The sequence below is a fragment of the Algoriphagus sanaruensis genome, assembly GCF_001593605.1.
In the GTDB taxonomy this organism is placed as follows: Bacteria; Bacteroidota; Bacteroidia; order Cytophagales; family Cyclobacteriaceae; genus Algoriphagus; species Algoriphagus sanaruensis.
Map to the genome: position 1 here is coordinate 1,527,726 of NZ_CP012836.1, position 24,619 is coordinate 1,552,344.

A 24,619-nucleotide genomic window follows, 5' to 3' on the forward strand; every position below is an offset into this window, starting at 1 on the left:
TTCGATGAAAGTATCCGTGTATCGTAAGGAGCATTTCAATGCTGCCCACAGACTCTTCAATCCTGCATGGAGTGCAGAGAAAAATGAGGAGGTTTTTGGAAAATGTAATAACCCCAATTTCCACGGCCATAATTATGAATTAATCGTTCAATTAAAGGGGGAAATTGATCCTGAAACAGGTTATGTTTATGACATGAAGGTCCTGAGTGATCTGATCAAAGAGCATGTATTAAATAAGTTTGACCATAAAAATCTAAATCTGGATACCGATGAATTCAAAAATCTCAATCCATCAGCTGAAAATATTGCAGTGGTTATTTGGAATATTTTGAGAGAAAAAATTGATCGGAAATTCGAGCTAATGATTCGACTATATGAAACAGAAAGAAACTTTGTTGAATACGATGGAAATTAACGTCGTGCGTGCCTCCATCGAGGAGCTAGGAGAAGACCATGTAGGAACTTCACTAGAAACTCCACTTCGAGAAGATGCTTTCGAAATGGATGATGATTTGAAAATCGAATTGATCGAAAAGCATTTTCGAGAAATCATGCACATCATGGGACTTGATCTAAGTGATGATAGCTTGAAAGGTACACCTCATCGGGTGGCCAAAATGTATGTGAAGGAGGTTTTCAGCGGATTGAATCCGAAAAATAAACCAGCTGCCAAGCTGTTTGAAAATAAGTACAAGTACAATGAGATGCTCGTAGAGAAGGACATCACATTCCATTCTCATTGTGAGCACCATTTTGTCCCGATCTATGGAAAAGCTCATGTTGCTTATATCTCGAACGGGAATGTTATCGGGCTTTCAAAAATCAACCGAATTGTTCAATATTTCGCCAAAAGACCTCAAGTTCAAGAGCGTTTGACGATGCAGATTGGGAATGAACTTAAAGAAGCCTTAGGCACTGAAGATGTAGCTGTCATCTTGGATGCATATCATATGTGTGTGAGTTCAAGAGGTGTAAATGATACCAATAGCTCAACAGTTACTGCATTTTATTCCGGAAAATTTGAGCGGGATGAGCAGAGCCGAAATGAGTTTATGAAATATATCCAGCTCGAAAAATAAAGAGCTGATTTTCTGCTAAACCAACACAAACCCTTCCTCCTCAGGAAGGGTTTTTTTGTAACAAAAACAAACATTTTTTGCCGATTTCGATTGTATTGGAAATTGAAAAACAAGAATGGAAAATAAAAATTTTGTGCTGATCGGTGGGAATTCAGGAATCGGGAAAGCAGTTGCTGCTCAGCTTCGAGAAGCGGGTGCGAATCTCTTTCTGTATTCAAAAAGTGGAAATGGAACCCAAGCGATAGACATTACTCAAGATTTCGAACAGCTTCCTGGTTTGCCAGAAGTTATTGATGGAGTGGTCTATTGTCCAGGAACAATTCAATTGAAACCGTTTCATCGATTGAGTATTGCTGATTTTAAGCACGAAATGGAAGTGAATTTTTTTGGCGCAGTTCGAGTCCTTCAAGCTTGCTTGAAAGGTTTGAAAAAATCGGGTTCACCATCTGTGGTTTTATATAGTACGGTAGCTGTAGAAACAGGAATGGGTTTTCACGCAGGTATTGCTTCTGCCAAAGGAGCTATCGAAGGACTTACCCGTTCACTAGCCGCAGAATGGGCTCCTTCCAAAATCAGAGTGAATGCCATTGCTCCATCGTTAACAGAAACACCGCTTGCTGCTGCGCTTTTGGGAACTCCAGAAAAAAAAGAGGCTTCGGATAAGAGACACCCTTTGGGAAGAATAGGTACACCCGAAGACATTGCAGAGGCGACTGTATTTTTGTTGTCAGAAAAATCATCCTGGATGACAGGACAGATTCTTCATCTGGATGGTGGAATGTCCAACCTAAAATAATTCAAAACAATTTCCCTACACAATTTGTCTGAATTGCGGGTACGGTCCCGAGATGAACGAGCTGTGAATATGAAGACTCCCCCTGAATCGTTCCTGTTGTTTAAGGAAGAATTGAGGAAAGCCCAACTCGAGAAAGAGCGGCTTAAGCAATACTATGAAGAAAAATTGGCGGAGGTCAATCAAGAGCTCCATCGCTTGAAAGAGCAAATTCATTCTCAGCAGGAAATGATGAGGACGACCTTGGAGTATGCTTCCAATTTGGAAGTGCGCCTTACTCAGGTGAAAGAAGATGTAGCTCATGCTACCAGCAAAAACCGGGATTCCATCTATTAATTACCCCACGAAAGCCATGAACCATACGCTTAACTCTTCAGAAATTCAGGATTTTGACCTTGCCTTAGACCTGCGTTACGCTCAAGTTTGGGTAAGCCAAGAACTGAAGACAATCATTTGTCAATTGACTGCTGATTATGTCCCGATAGAGGATTTCAAAGAGACTTTCCTGCAGATTTCTGAAATCGTTAAAAAGGGCGAGTTCGAGAAGTTTATTTTTGATAAGCGTGCCCTCAGAGCATTTCATCAGCCCACCATGGAATGGTACTTTATTCATTGGAAAAAAGATATGCTTTCCTATGGGATCAAGACCCATCGAAAAATTCTTCCTTCCGAAAAATGGTTTGAAAAAATGGTTCAAATCGCGAAGGATCAAATTCTTCAGACTTATCCAGATCATATCATCGACCAGCTGGATATCAAATATTGCGATTCCATTGAGGAAGCTGTTGCCCTATGATGCGTCACATAGTCCATGAGCAATTGATGAATGAAGATTCTTTTTTTAGAAGGAATCTTGTCAATTGTCTTTCAGGGTATAAAAGCCTGAATCTCATTGGGACTAGAAATGAACATGGGAAAGCCAACTTGGCTCCTTTTTCTCAGGTATTTCATATTGGTGCGGCACCTCCTTTGGTTGGGATTCTTTTTCGCCCTCACACAGTCAAGCGGGATACACTGGAAAATATTCTTCAATCAAAATACTTTACTCTTAATCACGTAACTCCTGAAATGTACAGGCAGGCGCACTGGACTGCTGCCAATTGGGAAGAAAGTGAATTTGAAGGAACAGGGCTTACTGAAGAATTTAAAGTGGATTTTTTTGCTCCATTCGTGAAGGGAAGTCCGGTTCAACTTGGTTGTTCTTTGGTAGAAACCCAGACACTTCAAATCAATCAAACAGTACTATTGATCGGAAGTATTGATCAAATCTTTGTAGAGGAAAAAGGACTGAGAGCCGATGGTTCCTTAGACTTGAATATCCTGGAGACTGTCACAGTAAGTGGATTAGACGAATACCATGTTGGTGAAAAGTTAGGTAGATTGGCGTTTCCAAAGCCAGGAATTGAACCTGCTGAAATCTGAATATTCTCGATCTCAAACTGAGTTTTACCTTCATTTGCAACTCCTAGAACTTACAGATTCTGGACTTTTTTGTCCTCCTGCAGGGGTTTTTATAGATCCTTGGAGACCGGTCGATCGGGCGGTGATTACTCATGCGCATTCAGATCATGCCCGCTGGGGAATGAAGCATTACCTCGCACATAAAGATTCAGCTGAAGTAATGAAGCTTCGGCTAGGTGGTGAAATCAGTCTTCACACACTCGATTATCAAGAAAAACTGGACATACACGGAGTCAAAATCAGTCTTCATCCGGCTGGTCATATTCCCGGTTCGGCGCAGGTGAGATTGGAATTTCAAGGCAAAGTAGCCGTGGTAAGCGGAGATTACAAAGTCGAAAATGACGGCCTTTGTGCACCTTTCGAACCTGTCAAATGCCATGAATTTGTCTCCGAATGTACCTTTGGTCTACCGATTTATAAATGGGAATCACAAACTGAAATTTTCTCTCAAATCAATTCCTGGTGGAAAGAAAATGCCGCAGAGGGTCGAAATTCAGTGCTTTTTGCCTATTCCCTTGGAAAAGCCCAACGTATCCTTCAAAATCTAAATCGAGAGATTGGAGAGGTTTTCGTACATGGTGCCATCTGGAATACCAACCAAGCTCTAATTTCAAATGGAATTCCGATTTGGGATGTACCGAAGGTAACTCAAGATTTGCCAAAAAGTAGATTTAATGGGGCCTTGATCATAGCCCCTCCTTCCGCCTATGGAACGCCCTGGATGAAACGGTTTTCTCCATTTCGAACTGGGATTTGCTCGGGTTGGATGGCTGTTCGAGGGGCAAGAAGGAGAAGAGCGGCAGACCGTGGATTCGTCCTTTCAGATCATGCCGATTGGGAGGGTTTGATTTCTGCGATTATGGCTACAGAAGCCGAAAGGGTTTATCTCACCCATGGAAGTACGGCTTCATTTGGCCGGTTTCTTCAGGAAGAAAAGGGAATTGATGCAGTGGAACTACAGACCCTTTTTGGAGTAGAAGAAGTGGAATAAGACTGGTTGGTAAAATGGAATAATTTCTAAATTGGAAAATCATGAATCCAAGCAATAATATCCATTATCCTACCATTCCCCCATATTTTTGAAAAGCTATTTCCAAAACATATTCAAAGAGGATGTGCAGAAAACGGTTGTAAACGGCCTTAAACTCAAGCCCAATAAATTCTTTTACTTGTCATTAATTAATTGATTGTCATAATTTTAAAAACTTTCAATCCTTCAATTTTTTAATCTTTCCCCAAATTTTCTTTGCCGTATTTCTGCAAGCGGTCAGAGCTTCTTACCTTTGCGCATGGCAGAACAAATCCTAATCCTCGATTTCGGTTCTCAGTACACCCAACTCATCGCCCGAAGAGTCAGAGAACTGAATGTTTACTGTGAAATTCACCCTTACAATAAGGTTCCCGAAATCACTTCAGATATCAAAGGAATCATCCTTTCAGGCTCTCCGTGTTCAGTGAGAGATGAAGGTGCTCCGGATGTGGATACCGACTCATTCAGAGGTAAGCTACCCGTACTTGGAGTATGCTATGGAGCGCAATTGTTAGCCAGTAAATATGGAGGAGAGGTGCTTCCATCTACCATTCGTGAGTACGGAAGAGCCAACTTGGACCATATCGATTTGCACCATGATTTGTTGAAAGAAATGACGCATGGTTCGCAAGTGTGGATGTCTCATGGTGATACTATCAAGGAACTTCCTGCTGGTTTTGAAGTAATTGCCAGTACCTCATCCGTTCGAGTGGCAGCATTTAAGGTAGAGGGAGAAAAAACCTATGGAATCCAGTTTCACCCGGAAGTGACTCACTCTTTGGAAGGGAAAAACCTTCTCAGAAACTTCGTGGTGGGAATTTGCGGATGTTCTCAGGATTGGACATCGGATACGTTTATCGACGCTACGGTTTCTGATTTGAAAAAGAAAATCGGAACCGATAAAGTAGTCATGGGCCTTTCTGGAGGGGTGGATTCATCAGTTGCGGCGACCTTGATCCACCGAGCGATTGGCGATCAGCTGACCTGCGTGTTTGTGGATAATGGACTGCTTCGCAAAAATGAGTTTGAAGAAGTCCTTGACTCTTACAAGCACATGGGTTTGAATGTGATTGGCGTTGATGCTAAGCAGCGTTTTTATGATGCACTTGCTGGATTAACTGATCCAGAGGCGAAGAGAAAAGCGATCGGAAGAGTTTTCATTGAAGTTTTTGATGACGAAGCGCACAAAATTGACGGAGTGAAATGGCTGGGCCAAGGGACCATTTATCCAGATGTGATCGAATCGGTTTCTGTCAAAGGACCTTCTGCCACTATTAAGTCACATCACAACGTGGGAGGACTACCTGATTTCATGAAGTTATCGGTTGTTGAACCTCTCAATACCTTATTTAAAGACGAAGTTCGGGAAGTAGGCCGTGCTTTGGAGATTCCAGAGACTATTATCGGTCGCCATCCTTTCCCAGGTCCGGGTCTTGCAATTCGAATCTTGGGAGATATCACTGAAGAAAAAGTGAAAACACTTCAAGAAGTGGATTACATATTTATCAAAGGCCTCAAAGATCATGGGCTTTATGACCAAGTTTGGCAAGCAGGCGCCATTCTATTACCTATCCAATCTGTGGGGGTAATGGGAGACGAAAGAACGTATGAGCGAGTCGTAGCCCTCCGCGCTGTTGGGTCGGTGGACGGAATGACAGCAGACTGGATTCATTTACCGTATGAGTTCCTGGGCAAAATGTCGAATGAAATCATCAATCGAGTAAAAGGAGTTAATCGCGTGGTGTATGACATTTCATCCAAGCCACCAGCAACCATTGAATGGGAATAATTCAATCATTTTCAAAAACCCGGGGCCTAGCTTCGGGTTTTCGTTTTCCAAGCAACTTGGTCTAATCTTTGGGTTTGGAAATAATGCCTTAAATTTGAGTTCTAGAAATTGAGAATCCTTGCTCCCTATCCATGCGAAAAATTCTTCTATCCATTAGTGCTTTTTTTTGTTTCCTAACCGGTTTTTCACAAAATACCCCTGAAGCATATCTCAAAGCAAAGCAAAGCTTGATTTCCAAGGATTATTGGGCAGCAATCAACCAGTTCACTCCTTTTTTGGATCAATCCAATTATGGAAAATTAGCTCCTTATGCGGCACTTCAGTTGGCAGAAGCTGCATTGGCAGTAAACCAACCCTCAAAAGCAATCGAAGCGCTTTCTCCTTTCTACGCCACAGATTGGAAATACAGTGACGAGTCTAAGTATTTACTTCTTCTCGCGTATTTTCAAAATAATCAAACCGTAGAAGCGCTTCGAATAATTTCCTCCATCAAAAATGAGACGATAAAATCGAAGGCCAATAATGCGGCTTTTGAGTTTTTGCTCAAAGAGTCACCTTCATTTTTCGTGACGAATTTGGAAGAGTTTAAAGCCATTCCGTCTTTTTCCGCGGCTTTGGGTCAGGTGTTCGAGCAAAAGTCGATTCTTTCCAGTAGCGAACAAGAAGCTTTGGTGAAAATACGAGCCTCGGGAAAAGTAAAATCGGTTAACGATGGTCAATTGGACATTGCCTTGATTTTACCTTTTTCTTCTCCAAATGCTTCTCTTTCTCAAGGTAAGCCAACCGATTTTGTCTTTGAACTGTACCAAGGGATGGCACTTGCGGTTGAGCAATTAAAGCGTCAAGGGAAAAAAATCCAGCTCAATTCTTTTGATTCCAAACGGGATGTAAATCAATTGTCTACTATTCTAAAAGATGAAAATGTACGATCATCAGATGTTTTGGTAGGTCCGATTTACCAAGAGGAAACATCTTTAGTGAGTAGTTTTGCAGAGGCTGAAAAAATTCCATTTGTTCACCCACTTTCCAATTTGGGGGATCGATTTGAAGAAAGTGCTTACAGCTACTTGTTTAGACCTTCGGTGGCTTCTTTATCCAAAGGAATTCAAACAGCAATTACCTCCCAGAATTGGGGTAAATCAGTAGCAATAGCTCATTCTGGAAGCTCAAGGGACGAAAATCTTGCAGGAATTCTTCAACAAGAACTCACCGCTAAAGGATTCAAGGTGGTGAAAATGCAGCGCGTAGATGCTCGAAATGTATTGGAGTTTTTCCAAGGACTAGGAGTAAGACGTGAAAATACTCCGTCTGTCCAGCAGGTTATTTTGCTAACAGATGATCCGGCAATCGCACAATCCACCTTTGGATTGATGGAAAGCATCAATACTTCGTTACCAGTGCTGGTAATGGACTCTTGGTTGGGATTCAATTTTGCCAATTTTGAAATGCTCGAATTCCCCAATTTCTATTTCATAGCCAATAATACCCCTCGCTTTTCTTCTCCAGAAATGGATCTATTTAGAGAGGCGTTTTATACCAAATACCTTGCTTTTCCTTCCTTGAATGCAGTTGTTGGGTATGAGCTTATATATTGGTTGGATCAAAACGCTAAAGAAAATCTTGATTTTGACCTTCGATCCGGCTTGGATTTGAGTCGGTATAGTCCAGGCAAACTTACCTGGGGATATAATTTTACCAATTCACACAACAACACCCACGTTCCGGTGTTCAAATTTGAAATGGGGCAACTCGTTCCATTGAATTAATTATCATGAGAATTTCAGAAAGTAAGCGGCTTTTTGCAGAAGCCAAGAATGTTATTCCAGGAGGGGTAAACTCTCCCGTGCGCGCGTTTCGAGCTGTCGGTGGAGAGCCGATTTTTATCCAAAAATCAGATGGAGCCTACCTGTATGATGTTGATGGAAATTCATTTATTGAATTAATCAATAGTTGGGGGCCTATGATTCTTGGACACAATCATCCGATGATTCGAGAGGCTGTGGTAAAAGCCGTCGAGGATGGACTTTCTTACGGTGCCCCTACAGCGAAGGAGATCGAAATCGCAGAACTCATTGTGGAGATGGTTCCTTCCGTCGAAAAAGTAAGAATGGTCAACTCCGGTACGGAGGCCACCATGTCAGCAATTCGCGTAGCAAGAGGCTATACCGGGCGTGATAAATTTATCAAAATGGAAGGCCATTACCACGGTCATGGAGATTCCTTTTTGATCTCCGCTGGTTCTGGAGCAATTACAATGGGGAATCCAGATTCACCCGGAGTGACGGTAGGTACCGCAAAGGATACCTTGCTGGCTCCATATAATGATCTCGAGGCGATTGAAAGATTGGTGAAAGCGAATAAAGGCGAAATTGCAGCCTTAATTTTGGAGCCTGTTCCTGGAAATATGGGTTTAGCGCTACCTCTACCCGGTTATTTAGAAGGGCTTCGCGAAATCTGTACCCGAGAGGGAATCGTCTTGATTTTTGATGAAGTGATGACTGGATTCCGATTAGCAAAAGGCGGAGCACAGGAGCTTTTTGGAGTCACTCCAGACATGACAACATTAGGTAAAATCATCGGTGGAGGAATGCCTGTAGGTGCTTACGGGGGTAAAAAAGAAATCATGGAATTTGTTTCCCCAGCAGGACCTGTGTATCAGGCAGGAACCCTTTCAGGAAATCCGATCGCGATGTCTGCGGGCCTTGCCATGCTTCACTATTTGAATAATCATCCTGAAGTCTATGCTGAATTGGCCTTGATCGGTCGAAAAATCACCGAGGGAATCAGCAAAATCAACCACGATTTAAATTTGAATTATACCGTGAATGCGCTGGGAAGTATGTATTCTTTGTTTTTTACAGACCAGCCTGTAGTAGACTTTGAATCAGCTAAAAAATCAAACACAGTTTTATTTGGTAGCTATTTCCAAGCGATGTTGAAAAGAGGGATATACCTTGCTCCAAGTCAATTTGAAAGTTTGTTTTTGAGTACCGCCTTGTCAGATGAATTGATCGGGAAGATTCTAACTGCTCATGAAGAAAGCATGAGGGAAATTCATGGTTAAACCTTCTAAATTCAAAAGGAAATGAAGCTTAGTGTTTATGGCATAAAAAATTGTGATACGATGAAAAAGACTTTCACTTTTCTTGAGGAAAAGGGAGTGGATTATGAGTTTATCGATTACAAAAAACAAAAACCAACAGCAGCATTGCTGACCTCATTTTTGGAGAAAATTCCATTGTCTACCTTGGTAAACAAGCAGGGTACAACCTACAAAAAAATGGATGAGGCTCAAAAAGCGGCATTGGAAAATGTTGAAACCGCTCTTCCCATTTTGATTGAAAACTCAAGTATGATCAAACGCCCAGTGATCCTGTATCCAGATGGAAGCATCACCTTGGGATTTGTTCCAGATCAGATAGGGCAAAAGATTTAATACACGATCGTATCACTGGGGATAGGAGGCAATTCATAGCTTCCTGTCTCCAGTTTGAACTTGAATTTTTTCAATGATTCATTGCCAATAAGTCCAGTTTCATAGGCAAATACTCTTTCCAACCGAGGTAGTTGGTCAAGCTTCTCCAGATCGGTTTGGGTGATCGAGATTCCATTGAGGTAAAGGGATTTCAGATTTTTTAGTGACTTCAAGCTTTCCAGGTTTGCTCCTTTGACTTGGGTGTGGTTAAGCTTGAGCACCGTCACATGTGGGAAATCTCCCAATGATGTAAGAATCTGGTCCGTGATCATCGTTCCACTGAGATCCAGGTAGACAATATGGCCTTTGACGGATGCCAAATCCCCAAGATTTTGATCTTGAAAATCCCGGAAGTTGATGCAGCTCAACTTCAGGATTAAGCTTCCCTGAGCAATTGGCTCCACGTAGAATCCTTTTTTCCGAAGTAGAGCTAAGGTGTCCTCTGCAATTGGCGAAAAGGTTACAGTTGGATAAAAAGCGATTTCTTCACGCTGGAAAAAGGGTTCCAGCAATTTCTTTTCCGGTTTGGCAGCTCCTAGTTTCAGGTCAAAAGAGGCTTCATTTTCCAGCCAAAGGCGAAGCAGCTGAAGTTCCTCTTTTTTAGGTTGACGCTTCTCGCTTGGAGGCATGTGGTCTTCGTGGTCCTGCGGGAGCTCCATTCGACTGACTAGACTGCTTTTCAGAAATTCATGCGGGTCAATTACAGGCCCGTTTTCTCCACCTTTCAGTAGAGCTTCTTTGGTGCTGAGGTCCAGTCCGCCTTTCTTGTTTCGGGGATTGTGGCAGCTTTGGCAGTTGGAATTTAAGATCGGCTGCACCACCTCATCATAGTAGGCCAGTTCCTCCCAACCCTCCTCAGGCAAGGTCAGTGGGGCTGCTGAGGAAGGTGCTCCTCCAAAAAGGGATTGGAGATTTTCGGGCATCACTTCGGTGAAGTAGCCTTCGCCATGGGTGATCGTTCCTCCCAAGTGGCCAGTAAACAAGAGTGCTCCGATCAATGCAGTTGAGCTCCATTTCAGCGTGCTGGGATCGCTTGTTCTTTTATTTTTCCCATAAAAGAAAAATCCTGCAGCCGTAGTCAGAATACCGAAAATCAGGTGAAACTGAACCGTGTCCCAGGAAAAGCCTTCGAATTGGTATTGGAGAAATCCTGAAATACAGGCCAAAACCCCTCCGATCGAACCCAACAAAAAGGCCAGCTGAATGGCAGCAAGGAAGGTTTTGTCCTGCTTTTTCGAAAGGAAAATAAGCAGGACACCAAAAACCAAAATCCCAATCGGCAGGTGGACCAAAATGGGGTGAAAGCGACCCAAAAGCGGAAAGATGAAACTCAGCATATCAGGCGATTACGGATCGGATTAATTCGCCATGAACATCGGTCAGTCGGAACGGCCTGCCTTGAAACTCATAAGTAAACTTCTCGTGGTCAAAACCCATCAAGTGTAAAATGGTAGCATGCAGGTCATGCACGGAGGTGCGCTCGTCTATCCCGGCAAAGCCGAAGTCATCTGTAATGCCGTAGCTCGCGCCTTTTTTGACTCCGCCTCCGGCCATCCACATCGTGAAGGCATCCACGTGGTGATCCCGTCCGAGGAAACCCATCTTTTTGCCCTCCCGGTTTTCCTGCATCGGTGTGCGTCCAAATTCTCCACCCCAGACAACCAAGGTTTCTTCCAAAAGTCCCCGCTGCTTCAGGTCCAGCAGCAAGGCGGTCATCGGCCTGTCAATAGTGCGGCACTTGTTACGCAAGCCCATATCGATTGAGCCATCATGATCGGTGCCGTGAGTATCCCAACCCCAATCGTAGAGTTGGACCACACGTACGCCCTTTTCCACCAGTTTTCTTGCCAAAAGGCAATTGTTAGCGAAGGATTCCTCTCCGGGCTGGGTGCCGTAGAGCTGATGGATATGCTCGGGTTCGTCGTTGATGTTCATCACCTCGGGCACTTCGATTTGCATCCGATAGGCCATCTCGTATTGATTAATTCTGGCGAGGATCTCAGGATCGCCGAAGTTTTCAAAATCTTCCTGATTGGACTGATTGATAGCAGTGATGACTTGCTTTTTGAGATCACGGGACATGCCGCTTGGATCCTCGAGATACAATACAGGGTCGCCTTTGGATCGGCATTGGACGCCTTGATAGACCGAGGGGAGAAATCCCGAGCCCCAGACGCTTTTGCCTGCGTCGGGCGTTTTTCCACCGGAAGTCAAGACGACAAATCCCGGAAGATTCTGGTTTTCGGTGCCCAAACCATAGGTCACCCAACTACCTAAACTTGGTCTTCCTAACCTCGGTGAACCTGTCTGCATGAATAATTGCGCCGGTCCGTGATTAAACTGATCTGTATGCATCGCCTTTAGAAAAGCTACTTCATCGGCTACTTTGGAAAAATGAGGTAAGTAATCTGAAATCCAAGCTCCGCTTTCCCCGTGTTGAGAAAACTTGGCCTGAGGACCGAGCATTTTGGGCACTCCTCTGATAAAGGCAAACTTCCGACCTTCCAACAAGCTCTCCGGACAGTCCTGATCGTGGTATTTGGCCAGTTCGGGCTTGAAATCAAACAACTCCAACTGAGAAGGCGCCCCCGCCATGTGGAGGTATATGATGGATTTTGCTTTTCCCAAAAACGGCGGAGGAAGGGGAGACAAGGGATTCAAATCCCGATCGCTGAGCTGAAGGCCAGTTTTCAGGGTTCCATTTTTCCCCAACTCACAGCCAAAAAGTAAAGGAGCTAAGGCAAGCCCGCCCATTTTGCTCACGCAGTCGAGGAGAAAATGCCTTCTCGTCTGCGTTTGCAATTTTTGGTTGACCAATTCGTTCAGTAGCTTTTCCGCATTCATGAGATCAGGGCTTGGTTAAAAATTCGTCTAAATTCATCATTGCATTGGTGGCCACGGCCAAGGCAGCTAAGCCGGAATCCGCTCCTGGGAAAAACTCTGTCAAGGATTTTTGGTCCTGATCAAAGTTTGATTTAGCTGACTTATAAAGGTTCATCAGGTTGGCTTTTTTGCTTTCTGAGATCGGCAAAAGCAATAGGTTTTGGTAAATGGTTTGGATAGCCAGTTCGGGTTTTTTTCCCGATTTCTCCCATGCTTTTTGGCTCAAGGCTTTGGCAGCATCGAGGTAAACCGGATCATTCAAGGTGGCCAAGGCTTGCAAAGGCGTATTGGTCACCAGTCGCTTACCAAGACAGACTTCACGGCTTCCCGCATCAAAGGAGATAAAGGAAGGATAAGGGCTGGTGCGCTTCAGGAAGGTGTACACACTTCGGCGGTACTTATCTTCGCCCTCGCTTTCTTTCCAAGACTCCCCATTGTACACCGTCTGCCAAATGCCCTCCGGCTGGGTAGGCATCACGGGCTTCCCATACATTTTTCGGCTCAATAATCCGCTTGTGGCAAGTGCCTGATCGCGGATTTGCTCGGCAGAAAGCCGGTATCGAGGCCCTCGGGCATACCATTGGTTTTTGGGATCTTTCTGGAAAACCTCCGAGCTAATTACCGAAGATTGCTGATATGTAGCCGAAGTGACTATCTCTCGAATAAGTGATTTGATGCTCCAGTCGTAGTCATGGACCGTCTTCCAAGCCAAGTAATCCAGTAGCTCGGGATGGGAAGGCGGATCGGATTGGGTGCCCATATCCTCTAGCGTCGAGACTAATCCTCTGCCGAAAAGCTGATCCCAAACACGATTGACAAGCGTACGGGAGGTCAGGGGATTTTCTGGAGCGGTGAGCCAATAGGCAAATCCCAAGCGATTGGATGGCCATTTCGAATTCCAAGTTCCCAGCTCCTTTGGAACTTTTGGACTTACTTTTTCTCCACGTACCATCCAGTTGCCTCGCTCAAAGACAAAGGTCGGTCGGGCCATGTAGTCCGGATTTTCGATCAGGATGGGAAGGCGTGTTCCACGGAAATGAAGCAGCTCCTCCCAGGATTTTTTCACAGTGGAGAAGCCGGGCTTTTCCTTTCCTTTCAGACTTGGGACAAAAGCAAACCAGACGATGGAGGAGGTGTTTTGCTGGGGTTTTGCACTTGGATTTTGAGCTTCGATGTAGAGGTTGACTTTCCCTTGCACAGGCTTGAAGGGGATTTCCTTCACAACCTCTCCTTGGGTTTTGTTGATCACAAAGCTGGCGAGAATTTCTCCTTCGGGTCCATCCTTTCGGATGGTCATTTTGGTACCATCCACTCCAGACCAATAATCGAGCAGGAGTTGGTCAGAACCCTGGGTGTCGATGTTTTTATAGACGGCAGAGCCTCCTGGCCAGAGCCCGAGCCATTTGGTGTCGATCAACTCGGATTGTTGGAAGTCCGTGGCAAGGTGAGCGGCGTATTTGGGTTCGTGGAATTTCAGAAAGTCAGCCCGCTGCCTGGTGGCAGTTTTTCCTTCATTTTCTTCAGCCCAAGCCACTATCTGGTTCACTTTGGCCTGATCTTCCGCTTCGTAAAATCGTAATCGAGGCTCTTCGTCGTGGGTGTCTTCGTCTCTTGTATTATTGAAAAAGGCCAGGGACTCGAAGAATTCTTCGTGTCGGATGGGATCGTAAGGATGACTATGGCATTGCACGCAAGCCATGGTTGTACTTTGCCAGACTTCGAAGGTGGTGCTCACCCGGTCCAAGACAGCGGCAACGCGGAATTCCTCGTCCTCGGTTCCACCTTCGTCATTGTTCATGGTGTTCCGATGAAAGGCCGTCGCGGTCAGTTGATCTTGGGAAGGATTGGGCAAGAGGTCGCCTGCCAGCTGCTCGACGGTAAATTCATCGAAGGGTTTGTCGGCATTAAAAGACCGAATCACCCAGTCCCGATAGGGCCAAAAGGTACGGGAAACGTCCCGTTCGTAGCCTTTGGTATCGGCATAGCGGGCAAGGTCCAGCCACCAAGTCGCCCATTTTTCCCCATAGGCTTCTGAAGAAAGCAATTGATCCACGGCTTGCTCGTAGCTGATTTTGCCGGAGGAAAAGTCCCGAATCAAAGATTCCGAAGGAGGCAAGCCTGTAATGTCCAAAGCCACTCTTCGAAGGAGTCTCATTGGATTTTCGGGTGAGGATGGACTCAAACCTAGACTTGGCAGTTTTTCTTGGACAAAAAAGTCAATGGGAGCAAGCGAGATGTTTTCAGTGCCACCAAAACTGGCAGCAGTGGGATTCGCGGGAAGTTTGGGTTCCTGGACCGGTTCGTAAGCCCAATGTTTCCCCCACTTGGCCCCTTGATCGATCCATTCTTTCAGTAATTCAATTTCCTCCTTACTGAGTTGGGCACGCTGGTAAGGCATTCGGAGTTCGGGATCGGAATGTGTCAGCCGCTTGATGAGTTCGCTGGAGGAGGAACTCCCAGGAACGATCGCAGGATGTCCGGATTCGGTAGGGGCGAAGGCTTCTTCCTCGAAGAGCAAGCTAAACCCTCCGCTTTTTTTCACGCCTCCATGGCAGGAGATGCAGTGCTTGTTGAGGATGGGTTTGATTTCTGTGCTGAAATCCACTTCTTTTTCAGCCCCTAAAAAGAAGAACCCGATCAGGGTAATCCCGATCAGAAGGCTGAGAATTAGGGCTAGGCGGTTGGTGAGCATGGTCCGAAATGAATCGGAGGAAAAATAGCCAATTTCGAAATAGGAAGGAAGAGAGGATAATGAATAGGAATTAAAAAAGCCGCTTTTCATTAAAGCGGCCCAATTCTATTTTAGATAAGCGTGTTTTTGGGAGGAAAGTAACTCGGCAAATTTTTCAAAATATCCGTCGTCATTCCATCCAAGTCATAATCCGGTTGCCATCCCCAGTCTTCCCGAGCACGGCTATCGTCTATGCTATCCGGCCAGGAGTCTGCGATGGCCTGACGGAAGTCGGGATTGAATTCAATCTGGAAGTCAGGAACGTGCTTTTTGATGCTTTCGAAGATCTCTTTTGGGGAAAAGCTCATTCCTGCTAAGTTGTAGCTGGAGCGGATTTTTACCGATTCCCGAGGGGCATTCATCAGATCCAATGTGGCTTTGATCGCATCTGGCATGTACATCATCGGCAAGTAACTGTCTTCGCGAAGGAAGCAGTTGAATTTTTCATTCGCAATGGCCTTGTGGTAGATATCCACTGCATAGTCAGTCGTGCCGCCTCCCGGTAGGGATTTGTATCCAATCAGACCTGGGTAGCGAAGGCTTCGCACGTCCACCCCATGCTTTTCGAAGTAGTATTCACACCATCGTTCTCCTGCCTGCTTGCTGATGCCGTAGACGGTGTTGGGTTCTTTTACGCAGAATTGAGGGGTATTGAACTTCGGAGTATTGGGACCAAAAACGGCAATGGAGGAGGGCCAATAAATTTTGTCCAGTTTCTGTTCTTTGGCCAGTTCCAGAACATAAAGCAAGCTATCCATATTGAGATGCCAGGCAAAAAGCGGGTTCTTTTCCCCCGTAGCTGATAGGACTGCGGCCAAGTGATAAATCTGAGTGACTTTTTCCTCTTTGACCAAATCCCGAAGTGCCTCTTTATTCATCACATCCAAGGTCTGGAATCGGCAAAAATCAAAAGCAGATCGGGCTGAATCTCTGAGGTCGGTCGCGATGACTTGTTCTCCTCCAAACTGATTGGCTAATGCCTGCGTAAGTTCCGAACCAAGCTGTCCTCCAGCTCCGATAACAAGAATCTTTTCCATGTGAAAGTCTTTCGAAAACCCTCCAAATTCGTGTTGAGGGTTTTTGTCTATATTTGGGTTTGCTTGCGCAAAAGTAGTAAAAAACCCATGCCTGAATCGAATTTTTGATCAGCGGAAAAACAAACTTTGGAAATCATTAATAGCAATCCTATACCATGTACGATCAGTTTAAACCCAAATTAGAACAAGAGTTAGCCTCCATCGAAGAAGCAGGTCTTTTCAAAAGAGAACGTATCATCACCTCTCCGCAAGCAGCGGAAATTACCATTGCCGGAGGTCAGCAAGTGCTGAATTTCTGTGCAAATAACTACCTCGGGCTTTCCTCACATCCCCGTGTCATTGAAGCGGCTAAAGCAGCCATTGATTCTCATGGATTTGGCATGTCTTCCGTGCGGTTCATTTGCGGCACGCAGGATATTCATAAGGAGTTGGAACAAAAGATCTCCGAATTTTTGGGTACTGAGGATACTATTTTGTATGCCGCAGCTTTTGACGCGAATGGGGGTGTGTTTGAACCGCTTTTTGGTCCGGAGGATGCGATCATTTCCGATGCGCTAAACCATGCCTCGATCATTGACGGAGTGAGATTGTGCAAAGCCATGCGCTACCGCTACGAGCACAACAATATGGCTGATTTGGAAAAGCAGCTTCAAGATGCCATCGCTGCAGGTGCCAAGCAAAAGATCATCGTGACCGACGGAGTCTTCTCCATGGACGGTACGATTGCTCAGCTGGATAAAATCGTGGAATTGGCTGAGAAATATGAAGCTTTGATCATGTCCGATGAGTGTCATTCCACTGGATTTATGGGCAAGACAGGCCGTGGTGTCCATGAGCACTGCGGGGTAATGGGTAAAATCGACATTATCACGGGTACCTTGGGTAAAGCCCTCGGTGGTGCTTCGGGAGGATTTACTTCGGGAAGAAAAGAAATCATCGAGTTGCTCCGTCAACGTTCGAGACCTTATTTGTTTTCAAACACTTTGGCACCATCGATCACGGGAGCTTCCATTGCTGTATTGGATTTGTTATCAGAGACTACTGCTCTTCGCGATAAACTGGAGTCAAATACTGCGTATTTCAGAGAAAAGATGAATGCAGCAGGTTTTGATATTAAGCCGGGAACACATCCAATAGTGCCTGTTATGCTGTACGATGCCGTGCTTTCGCAAAAGATGGCTGAGAAACTTTTGGCGAAAGGAATCTATGTGATTGGGTTTTACTATCCGGTGGTTCCCAAAGGTCAGGCTCGAATCCGAGTGCAGATTTCCGCAGGTCATGAACGGCATCATCTAGATCAGGCTATTGCTGCGTTTATAGAGGTTGGAAAAGAATTGGGAGTGGTAAAATAAACTAAAAGTAAAAAGGCCGAAAATTAATTTTTCGGCCTTTTTACTTAGGATTTGCTGGTCATGGCCAGCTTTTTCTTTTTGTTCAGATCGTATTCCGAGAGTTTTTCAAATCGGTCATCCAAGTCTTCGTTGTTCAAGTAGTCATTGATAATTTCTCGAACTTCCTGGAAGGAAAGATTATGGAGTACTTTGCCGTTTTTAGCCATAGAAATTTGTCCTGTCTCTTCTGAGATTACCAAGATCAAAGCATCGGTGGCTTCAGACATTCCGATTCCGGCTCGATGCCTCAATCCAAATTGAGCAGGTACCTCTCGTTCAGTAACTGGGAGAATACAGCGTGCAGCTTTGATTCGTCCATTGTGAATGATCACAGCGCCATCATGAAGAGGACTGTATTTATTGAAGATTGAGACCAGCAAACGCTTGGAAAGTTCGGCGTCTAAAATATCTCCGCTTTCAGCATAAAATTTCAATTCGGTACTGGAAGAAATAACCATTAAAGCTCCGGTATTGCTACCGGCCAAAGTTTTTGCGGCATCAATAATCGGACTGATATTAAAGGCAGAATTTTCCTTTTTTCTCCAGAAAAATAAGATGTCTTTCCAGATGTTATCATTGGAAAGTAAGGACGATCTACCCACCAATAAAAGGAATTTTCTAATTTCTGGCGCAAAAATGATAATGGCAGCAATCACCCCAACTCCCATGAATTGCCCCAAAATCGCAGAAAGCAATTCCATACGAAGTGCTCTTACCAGCAAATAGATTAAATAAATGGATAAGAAACCAAGGAAGATTTTGATGGCAACACTTCCCTTGAGCAGCTTATAGATTTGATATAAAAGCGCTGCCACCAACGCAATATCGATCATATTGACGATGGAGATATCTAAAAATCCAATTTTGAAAAGCAGGCTCAAGGGTATAATTGTTCGAATAAAGTAATGGTTTCTTTTGCTTCCTTAACGTCATGCACCCGGAGCAAGTTCGCTCCTTTGAGTAACGCCACCATATTTAGTGCGGTAGTCCCATTGAGCGCATGTTCTGGATCGGTATGCAGGAGCCGATAAATCATGGATTTTCTCGAAACTCCAACCAAAAGGGGACAGCCGAAGATTTGAAAAAGATCGATCTGCCGCAGCAATTGGTAGTTTTGATCCAACGTTTTTGCAAAGCCAAAACCTGGGTCTAAGATTACATCTTTGATGCCAAGTTTTCTGAAGTTATCCATTTTTTGGGAGAAATAATGCAGGATTTCGTTCAAAAAATCAGCATAGGACGTTTCTTGTTGCATGGTTTGAGGAGTGCCTCGCATATGCATGGCAATGTAAGGAAGTCCGGATTCAGCTACGACCTGTAGCATCATGGGGTCTAGTTCACCAGCAGAAATATCATTGATGATATCTGCCCCTGCATCAATTGCGGCTTGAGCAACTTGGGCTCTAAAACTATCCACAGAAAGTAAGATTTCAGGGAATTCTTTCTTGAGGATAGAAAAGGCAGGTTGGACTCTTGAAATTTCCTCTTCAACTGAAATGTCTTTGGCTCCTGGTCTTGTGCTGTATCCACCCAAGTCCAGAAGTTCAGCGCCATCCAGAATCATTTTTTCAGCTTTTTTGAGAAGTAAAGTGGAATTTCCACTGATTCTACTTCCTTCAAAAAATGAATCTGGGGTTAGATTTAAAATACCCATCACCTTGGGCTTGGCAAAGGAATAAAGCCTTCCTTTGATTTGAAGTGTAAATTTTTGGGGAAATACTCTATCTTCGATCGAAGAATTTTGTCCCTGAATAGGAAGCATTAAACGAGTGGATTTTGGAAACGAAAACTAGCAACGAATATAGTCAAGTCATTTCCCGATGTAAAGAATTATTTCGGAAGAAAACAGTCGATTATGGTACAGCTTGGAGAATTTTAAGGATTTCATCAATTACCGATCAAATTTTCATCAAGGCCCAGCGTATCCGTTCAATTCAAGAAAAAGGCAGCCAAAAGGTCAATGATCCCATTGTGGATGAGTTTGTTGGCATCATAAATTACTGTCTCATTGCACTAATCCAGATTAGCCTGAAGGAGGATGAACGAATGGAGATTCCTTACGAGCAGCTCGAGCCTCATTATGATCATTGGGCGACAGCCACAAAAGGACTTCTAGAAAATAAAAATCACGACTACGGTGAGGCTTGGAGAGATATGCGTGTGAGCTCTATGACTGATATAATTTTGATGAAACTCTACCGAGTCAAGCAAATCGAGGACAATGAAGGCCAAACTCTAGTGTCTGAAGGAATAGAAGCCAACTATCAGGACATGATCAATTACGCAGTTTTTTGCCTGATCAAACTCGGCTATCACGAGTCCAATAACTAAACGTAAAAACTCCTAGATTTTAAAGCACAAACGCATGAATAAGCAAACCATACTTTGGATTCTTCGATTTTTAGTAGGAGGCCTGTTTATTTTTTCTGGATTAATTAAGGTCAATGATCCTGTTGGAACAGCAATCAAACTGGAAGAATATTTTGATGTTTTTTCCAATGATATCGCTGGGTTCTTTCTGTACCTCAAGCCTTTTGCACTTCCGATTGCAGTAATTTTGGTGGTTTCTGAAGTGGTACTTGGGGTAATGTTGATTATCGGCTATCGACTCAAGCAAACCATTTGGGCTTTAGGGCTGATGATTTTGTTTTTCACCTTTTTGACATTCTTCTCAGCCTATTTCAACAAAGTAACAGATTGTGGCTGCTTTGGTGATGCCATCAAGTTGACGCCTTGGGAGTCTTTTTATAAGGATTTGATTCTTTTGATTTTCATTGGGTTTTTGTTTGCATTTCGGAAGAACTTGCCAGAAGATAGCCCTAAGTGGACAGCTTGGACTTCATTGTTGACTTTGGTCGCTTCTACCGGTCTTGCCATTTGGGCGATTCAAAATCTCCCATTTATTGATTTTAGAGCTTACAAAGTGGGAGTTAATATTCCAGTGAATATGCAGCCTTCAGCCCCTCTGGAATACACCTATGTGATGAAAAAGGATGGACAAGAATTTCGATTTGATCAATATCCGACTGAGGAAGGTTATGAATTTGTCGAAATGTTGCTCAAAAATCCGGCTGCTCTACCCAAAATTTCAGATTTCGCAGCTTGGAATGCAGAAGGTGACCAGTCTGAGTTTTTGTTTGCGGGAAACAAGGTGATCATTTTAAGCTCCAATATGTCCAAGATGAGTGATAGTAATCTGGACCGACTGAGCGAGATGGTTCATGATCTGGAAGGGGCTCCGGTTGACGTGGTTTTCATGGCAGCCGCTACTCAGGAGGAAATTGACTCCTTCCTTTCCCAACAAAATTGGAGTGTGATAGGATTGCAGGCTGATGCTACAGTGGTGAAAACCATTATGCGATCTAATCCTGGAATAATGGTACTCAAAGATGGAGTAGTTCTTGAGAAGTATCATCATAACAATACTCCTGACGCGGGGGAAATAGTGGATTTATTTCTATGATGAAATCGTTGAAAGTGGTTTTGGTAGGGCTTCCAGGAAGTGGGAAAAGTACATTCGGAAAGCAACTAGCCCAAGTACTTGGATTCACATACCTTGATTTGGATCAAGTGATTGAGGATTCGCATGCCCTGACTATCCCTGAGATTTTTTCCAGATATGGAGAGGGGAAATTTAGAGAATGGGAAACAGAAAGCTTGGAAAAACTGCTATTGCGCGAAGATTCATTTGTTTTAGCTACAGGTGGGGGAGCTCCCTGCTTCAATGACAACATGGATTTGATCAATCAACATGGGATGTCAGTTTTTTTGGATGTGCCGTTGGATATTATTTCTTCTAGACTTAGAAGTTCAAAGGTTCAAAACAGGCCCATGTTTGAAGGTATGGACCAAGGCGAGATTAGTCTCAAATTAAAAAGTCTTTTGACCCAGCGGGAGTTTTTTTATAACCAGGCAAAAATAAAGCTCAGCGGAGAAGATTTTTCCACTGAGCTATTGATGTACGAGCTGATTAATCAGCTCAAAAGTTAAATCCTAGGGTGAAGATTCCAGAGGTAATTGAATTTTCAAGATAAGTTACCGGACCCACGTTTTGATCATTCGCATCTAATACTTGATAACTACGGTACATTCCATTGAATTTTTGCTGAACTAAGGCAAAATCTAGGTACAAGGTATTAAATCGAACACCCACACCTCCGCTAAGTTGAGTGCTGGTTTGATCTAGATCAGGGGAGTTACTGTAAGGATCCCCATAAAACCCATAACCAGCTCTGAATCTAAATCGATCTATTTTTGCTTCTCCACCTAATCGAAAATTGATGGTACTCCCGTAGCTATTTCGAATAGCTTGATTATCGGGGCCCTCATCAAAGTCTCTGGAATTGAGTCTTGCTGCACTATAGTCTACCCAGTCAACATCTGCGCTTAGGAAACCATTCTTTCCAATGAAAAAGGTTGCTCCTCCTCCAAGTTTCAATGGGGTTTGAAGATTGTAGGTACTGAGGAAAAGGTCGGTGTTCGCTTGCTGCAGTCCAAGCGTAATGTCTTCTTGCTCGAAGTAATAATTGTTAAAATCAGCAGTAATTCCTGCCTCGTATTCTTCATTAAGAGAGTACCAAGTTGGAGATTGGAAGTTGAAACCTAAATTGACATAGTCAATCGGTTTGTAGATTAATCCCAAACTTAGATTGATGCCCGTCCCATTGATGAAAAGGTTTTCCCTGAGAGAAGAGGTTCGTAGCGGTTGATCTACAAATTCCTCATTATATTCTTTATAGGAAGAGAATGAAAGGGATCGAATTCCGATTCCAGCACCTACAAACACTTTGTGGTTAAAGTTTGCACCATATGAAAATGACATCTGAGAAGCGGTTCCTTCCTGAGTTACATTTTCATCTTGAAATGGATTCCCTAAAACAAAGGAATCATAGGTGTTTGGACTATTTATCGGATTTCCATTTTGGTCTGTTACTATGGGATTGATTAAATAGGTTTGATAAGCAAGACCAGTTAGTCCAAAGTTTTCAATTTGATTTTCAGAAATCCCAAATGCGTCCTGGAGATAGAAATCAATGATAGAATTATCTCCTAAGACATCTGAAAAGAACCCAAACTCAGAATTGAAATTGGCTATCCGTTGAAAGCTTATTCCAAATGCACCTCCTTTGAAAGCACTAGTTTCAAGGCTACTTTTTGGGTTAGCCATTACATAGCTTAGGTTAGGCGCGCTAAAATTACCTGTGTTGTAGGATCTGTTTTGTCCTAAAAATCGAGTATCGATTCCCCAATCTGAATATCCTAATGAAAGGCTAGCTTCGGAAGATCTAAAAAAGCCCAAACCAGCTGGATTTCCAGCAATATTTGAAACATCTCCACCCAAAGACCATTGAGTACCTCCGATGCCCATGATACGAGCAGATCCTGAGGCGGGTGCTTGACTAAATCGTAGTGCGTCTAAATAATATCCGCTTTGAGCAAATGCACTCGAAATAGACAGAGACAAAAGGGCCAATACAAGTGATGTTAATCTCATTTGTTGTTCGACTGGTTTTGAAATTAAAACGCAATAGGGTTGTAAAGGTGTTGCTATTCAGAAAAAAAATCCTGAAAAAAAAAGGGGGAAATTAATTCCCCCTTCCTCCTCTGGATCCTCCGGAGCTGCCCCCTGAAGATCCACCAGAGCTTCTACTTGGAGCACTGTAGCTTCCTCCACCTCCGGATGAAGATCTGGAAGGAGCGCTGTAGCTAGGTGTAGAAACTCTACTTGGTGTTGAATTATAGCTTGGTGAAGAAGATCGATTGTAAGATGGAGTTGTTGACCGATTATAAGACGGAGAAGAAGATCTATTGTATGAAGGACTTGAGGAACGGACGTTTGGAGAAGAATAGGTGCTTCTGCTAGGTGTTCCGTATCCTCCATTGGTAGAAGGTCTAGTGACTGAAGGTCGGGCTGAAGGAAGTGCCGAAGATGATCTGGTGTTTACTGTTCGGTTGGCTGCCGGAGAATTGTAGTTTCTTGTGGTTGGAGCAACTCGGCTTCTTCCAGTATTATAATAATCATTTTCAGATCTGTTGAAGTCTCTTCCCGAAACTCGAGAATTTTGTCCAGATACCAATCTTCTTGCAGATGGGCTAGATGCAGCATTTGATCTTGCTTGAGCTCTTGAGGTACTTGGTGCCAAACCAGAATTACTTGCCCCTGATCTAGTTACTCCGTAAGATGAACCTCTTGTAGGACGCGATCCATAAACCACTCTTCGATCACCAAAGTCACTTCCTGGTAAAACGTAGATAGGTTGAACGCCATAAACCGGTCGGCCCCAAAATCCACCGCCCCATGCATAGCTAGGACCCCAAAATGGATCCCAGAATGGATCATAAAATCCTCCAAAGCCATTAAATGGACGATAAAATGGACGTCCAAATCCAAAATTCAAACTCATATTAAATCCAGGTCTAAATCCCCAACTTGGCATAAAGAACGGATCGTAGAATCCCATTCCCCAAGGGTTAAAGAATCCCATTCCCATTCCAAAGCTCATATTGTTCCATCCCCAGCCTCTGTTATTTCCTGCGTTTACATAGTAATTATTGTAAACATCAATATTTGGGGCTGCACCGTTGGAATTTAAGTTTTGTGCTTGATTATCGTCAAAATAGACCACTTCATTAAGCGTGTCAGAAGGTGTCTGAGAATATCTAGAGATATACTCTGGGTTTACATTCCGGGCACTAAAGTTTTCCTCCAACAATTGTGGTGCTTCTGAAATTTGCTGGAAGGACTCAGGATTGTTGTTTTTTACAGCATACTGAGTAGCAAGTTTGACGTCAGATGCCATGAAATATAAATTATCAGGGGTCTGATTTATTGCAATCTTATTGGTAGTACAGGATGCAAACACCCCTACACCTAGGATCAGCGCTGTGGAAATTTTAATTGAATTCTTCATAATCGAAGTGGATTGTTGCTTGGTTATACGGGAGTAAAA

At 43.7% G+C, this 24,619-nt stretch carries 23 protein-coding genes; 15 read left to right on the plus strand and 8 right to left on the minus strand.

The window, feature by feature from the left end; genetic code table 11:
- The first annotated feature begins 4 nt into the window (after positions 1-4).
- The 11 genes from AO498_RS06805 to AO498_RS06855 all read left to right on the plus strand — a co-directional run bounded on the left by AO498_RS06805 (position 5) and on the right by AO498_RS06855 (position 9,588).
- Positions 5-415 carry a 6-pyruvoyl trahydropterin synthase family protein gene (locus AO498_RS06805; RefSeq protein WP_067545089.1) on the plus strand — a complete coding sequence of 137 codons (411 nt, stop codon included), beginning with the start codon at positions 5-7 and terminating at the stop codon, positions 413-415.
- The gene (folE, locus tag AO498_RS06810; protein WP_067545092.1) at positions 375-1,079 is read left to right on the plus strand and encodes a GTP cyclohydrolase I FolE; all 705 of its coding nucleotides are present in this window, start codon (positions 375-377) and stop codon (positions 1,077-1,079) included. Before AO498_RS06805 ends, folE begins: the two co-directional genes overlap by 41 nt.
- 115 nt (positions 1,080-1,194) lie before the next feature.
- The gene (locus AO498_RS06815) at positions 1,195-1,875 is read left to right on the plus strand and encodes an SDR family NAD(P)-dependent oxidoreductase (RefSeq protein WP_067545095.1); all 681 of its coding nucleotides are present in this window, start codon (positions 1,195-1,197) and stop codon (positions 1,873-1,875) included.
- A 69-nt stretch (positions 1,876-1,944) separates the two neighbouring features.
- The gene (locus tag AO498_RS06820; RefSeq protein ID WP_067545098.1) at positions 1,945-2,208 is read left to right on the plus strand and encodes a hypothetical protein; all 264 of its coding nucleotides are present in this window, start codon (positions 1,945-1,947) and stop codon (positions 2,206-2,208) included.
- A 16-nt stretch (positions 2,209-2,224) separates the two neighbouring features.
- On the plus strand, positions 2,225-2,668 hold the full coding sequence (locus AO498_RS06825; protein WP_067545101.1) for a hypothetical protein: 444 nt from the start codon (positions 2,225-2,227) through the stop codon (positions 2,666-2,668).
- The gene (locus AO498_RS06830; RefSeq protein WP_067545104.1) at positions 2,665-3,294 is read left to right on the plus strand and encodes a flavin reductase family protein; all 630 of its coding nucleotides are present in this window, start codon (positions 2,665-2,667) and stop codon (positions 3,292-3,294) included. Before AO498_RS06825 ends, AO498_RS06830 begins: the two co-directional genes overlap by 4 nt.
- A gap of 34 nt (positions 3,295-3,328) precedes the next feature.
- On the plus strand, positions 3,329-4,324 hold the full coding sequence (locus tag AO498_RS06835) for a ligase-associated DNA damage response exonuclease (RefSeq protein WP_067550301.1): 996 nt from the start codon (positions 3,329-3,331) through the stop codon (positions 4,322-4,324).
- A 298-nt stretch (positions 4,325-4,622) separates the two neighbouring features.
- Complete coding sequence (guaA, locus tag AO498_RS06840) at positions 4,623-6,152, plus strand: glutamine-hydrolyzing GMP synthase (protein WP_067545107.1); 1,530 nt, start codon at positions 4,623-4,625, stop codon at positions 6,150-6,152.
- Between the two features lie 131 nt (positions 6,153-6,283).
- The gene (locus tag AO498_RS06845; RefSeq protein ID WP_067545110.1) at positions 6,284-7,918 is read left to right on the plus strand and encodes an ABC transporter substrate-binding protein; all 1,635 of its coding nucleotides are present in this window, start codon (positions 6,284-6,286) and stop codon (positions 7,916-7,918) included.
- Positions 7,919-7,923: 5 nt separating this feature from the next.
- Positions 7,924-9,216 carry a glutamate-1-semialdehyde 2,1-aminomutase gene (gene hemL / locus AO498_RS06850; RefSeq protein ID WP_067545113.1) on the plus strand — a complete coding sequence of 431 codons (1,293 nt, stop codon included), beginning with the start codon at positions 7,924-7,926 and terminating at the stop codon, positions 9,214-9,216.
- Positions 9,217-9,237: 21 nt separating this feature from the next.
- The gene (locus tag AO498_RS06855; protein WP_067545116.1) at positions 9,238-9,588 is read left to right on the plus strand and encodes a Spx/MgsR family RNA polymerase-binding regulatory protein; all 351 of its coding nucleotides are present in this window, start codon (positions 9,238-9,240) and stop codon (positions 9,586-9,588) included.
- Here the strand turns inward: AO498_RS06855 and AO498_RS06860 are convergent.
- Genes AO498_RS06860 through AO498_RS06875 form a run of 4 tightly spaced genes read right to left on the minus strand, consistent with a single transcriptional unit; the run spans position 9,585 to position 16,278 of the window.
- Positions 9,585-10,964 (minus strand): c-type cytochrome domain-containing protein, encoded by a 1,380-nt coding sequence (locus tag AO498_RS06860; RefSeq protein ID WP_067545120.1) that lies wholly within the window; start codon positions 10,962-10,964, stop codon positions 9,585-9,587. The two genes, AO498_RS06855 and AO498_RS06860, sit on opposite strands and share 4 nt — an antisense overlap.
- A gap of 1 nt (position 10,965) precedes the next feature.
- A complete protein-coding gene (locus AO498_RS06865; RefSeq protein ID WP_067545122.1) occupies positions 10,966-12,471 on the minus strand; it encodes a DUF1501 domain-containing protein in 1,506 nt (501 codons plus the stop codon).
- Between the two features lie 4 nt (positions 12,472-12,475).
- Entirely contained in the window at positions 12,476-15,292 is a 2,817-nt protein-coding gene (locus AO498_RS06870) for a DUF1553 domain-containing protein (RefSeq protein WP_236778644.1), read from the minus strand.
- 20 nt (positions 15,293-15,312) lie between these two features.
- Positions 15,313-16,278 (minus strand): NAD-dependent epimerase/dehydratase family protein, encoded by a 966-nt coding sequence (locus AO498_RS06875; RefSeq protein WP_067545124.1) that lies wholly within the window; start codon positions 16,276-16,278, stop codon positions 15,313-15,315.
- 155 nt (positions 16,279-16,433) lie between these two features.
- Between AO498_RS06875 and kbl the strand changes: the two genes are divergently transcribed.
- Positions 16,434-17,630, plus strand: a complete 1,197-nt coding sequence (gene kbl / locus AO498_RS06880) for a glycine C-acetyltransferase (RefSeq protein ID WP_067545132.1) — start codon at positions 16,434-16,436, stop codon at positions 17,628-17,630.
- Between the two features lie 44 nt (positions 17,631-17,674).
- On the opposite strand, the gene cdaA is transcribed toward kbl, so the two are convergent.
- Positions 17,675-18,550: a diadenylate cyclase CdaA gene (cdaA, locus tag AO498_RS06885; RefSeq protein WP_067545135.1), complete on the minus strand. Its 876-nt coding sequence runs from the start codon at positions 18,548-18,550 to the stop codon at positions 17,675-17,677.
- On the minus strand, positions 18,547-19,431 hold the full coding sequence (gene folP, locus AO498_RS06890; protein WP_067545138.1) for a dihydropteroate synthase: 885 nt from the start codon (positions 19,429-19,431) through the stop codon (positions 18,547-18,549). Before folP ends, cdaA begins: the two co-directional genes overlap by 4 nt.
- A gap of 14 nt (positions 19,432-19,445) precedes the next feature.
- Between folP and AO498_RS06895 the strand changes: the two genes are divergently transcribed.
- Genes AO498_RS06895 through AO498_RS06905 form a run of 3 tightly spaced genes read left to right on the plus strand, consistent with a single transcriptional unit; the run spans position 19,446 to position 21,659 of the window.
- Positions 19,446-20,000 carry a DUF1599 domain-containing protein gene (locus AO498_RS06895; protein ID WP_067545141.1) on the plus strand — a complete coding sequence of 185 codons (555 nt, stop codon included), beginning with the start codon at positions 19,446-19,448 and terminating at the stop codon, positions 19,998-20,000.
- A gap of 34 nt (positions 20,001-20,034) precedes the next feature.
- On the plus strand, positions 20,035-21,132 hold the full coding sequence (locus tag AO498_RS06900; RefSeq protein ID WP_067545144.1) for a BT_3928 family protein: 1,098 nt from the start codon (positions 20,035-20,037) through the stop codon (positions 21,130-21,132).
- Positions 21,129-21,659, plus strand: a complete 531-nt coding sequence (locus tag AO498_RS06905; RefSeq protein WP_067545147.1) for a shikimate kinase — start codon at positions 21,129-21,131, stop codon at positions 21,657-21,659. The genes AO498_RS06900 and AO498_RS06905 overlap by 4 nt, the downstream gene beginning before the upstream one ends.
- Here the strand turns inward: AO498_RS06905 and AO498_RS06910 are convergent.
- Positions 21,649-23,163, minus strand: a complete 1,515-nt coding sequence (locus AO498_RS06910) for an OmpP1/FadL family transporter (protein WP_067545151.1) — start codon at positions 23,161-23,163, stop codon at positions 21,649-21,651. The two genes, AO498_RS06905 and AO498_RS06910, sit on opposite strands and share 11 nt — an antisense overlap.
- A gap of 91 nt (positions 23,164-23,254) precedes the next feature.
- Complete coding sequence (locus tag AO498_RS06915; RefSeq protein WP_102135884.1) at positions 23,255-24,580, minus strand: hypothetical protein; 1,326 nt, start codon at positions 24,578-24,580, stop codon at positions 23,255-23,257.
- Between the last annotated feature and the right edge of the window lie 39 nt (positions 24,581-24,619).

Coding starts and splice junctions, on each gene's coding strand:
- AO498_RS06870 (WP_236778644.1), bottom strand. CDS start 15,292: ATGAAAAGCGGCTTTTTTAATTCCTATTCATTATCCTCTCTTCCTTCC.
- AO498_RS06805 (WP_067545089.1), top strand. CDS start 5: ATGAAAGTATCCGTGTATCGTAAGGAGCATTTCAATGCTGCCCACAGA.
- AO498_RS06855 (WP_067545116.1), top strand. CDS start 9,238: ATGAAGCTTAGTGTTTATGGCATAAAAAATTGTGATACGATGAAAAAG.
- AO498_RS06845 (WP_067545110.1), top strand. CDS start 6,284: ATGCGAAAAATTCTTCTATCCATTAGTGCTTTTTTTTGTTTCCTAACC.
- folP (WP_067545138.1), bottom strand. CDS start 19,431: ATGCTTCCTATTCAGGGACAAAATTCTTCGATCGAAGATAGAGTATTT.
- AO498_RS06900 (WP_067545144.1), top strand. CDS start 20,035: ATGAATAAGCAAACCATACTTTGGATTCTTCGATTTTTAGTAGGAGGC.
- folE (WP_067545092.1), top strand. CDS start 375: ATGAAACAGAAAGAAACTTTGTTGAATACGATGGAAATTAACGTCGTG.
- AO498_RS06915 (WP_102135884.1), bottom strand. CDS start 24,580: ATGAAGAATTCAATTAAAATTTCCACAGCGCTGATCCTAGGTGTAGGG.
- AO498_RS06860 (WP_067545120.1), bottom strand. CDS start 10,964: ATGCTGAGTTTCATCTTTCCGCTTTTGGGTCGCTTTCACCCCATTTTG.
- AO498_RS06875 (WP_067545124.1), bottom strand. CDS start 16,278: ATGGAAAAGATTCTTGTTATCGGAGCTGGAGGACAGCTTGGTTCGGAA.
- AO498_RS06815 (WP_067545095.1), top strand. CDS start 1,195: ATGGAAAATAAAAATTTTGTGCTGATCGGTGGGAATTCAGGAATCGGG.
- guaA (WP_067545107.1), top strand. CDS start 4,623: ATGGCAGAACAAATCCTAATCCTCGATTTCGGTTCTCAGTACACCCAA.
- AO498_RS06865 (WP_067545122.1), bottom strand. CDS start 12,471: ATGAATGCGGAAAAGCTACTGAACGAATTGGTCAACCAAAAATTGCAA.
- hemL (WP_067545113.1), top strand. CDS start 7,924: ATGAGAATTTCAGAAAGTAAGCGGCTTTTTGCAGAAGCCAAGAATGTT.
- AO498_RS06820 (WP_067545098.1), top strand. CDS start 1,945: ATGAAGACTCCCCCTGAATCGTTCCTGTTGTTTAAGGAAGAATTGAGG.
- kbl (WP_067545132.1), top strand. CDS start 16,434: ATGTACGATCAGTTTAAACCCAAATTAGAACAAGAGTTAGCCTCCATC.
- AO498_RS06830 (WP_067545104.1), top strand. CDS start 2,665: ATGATGCGTCACATAGTCCATGAGCAATTGATGAATGAAGATTCTTTT.
- AO498_RS06905 (WP_067545147.1), top strand. CDS start 21,129: ATGATGAAATCGTTGAAAGTGGTTTTGGTAGGGCTTCCAGGAAGTGGG.
- AO498_RS06825 (WP_067545101.1), top strand. CDS start 2,225: ATGAACCATACGCTTAACTCTTCAGAAATTCAGGATTTTGACCTTGCC.
- AO498_RS06910 (WP_067545151.1), bottom strand. CDS start 23,163: ATGAGATTAACATCACTTGTATTGGCCCTTTTGTCTCTGTCTATTTCG.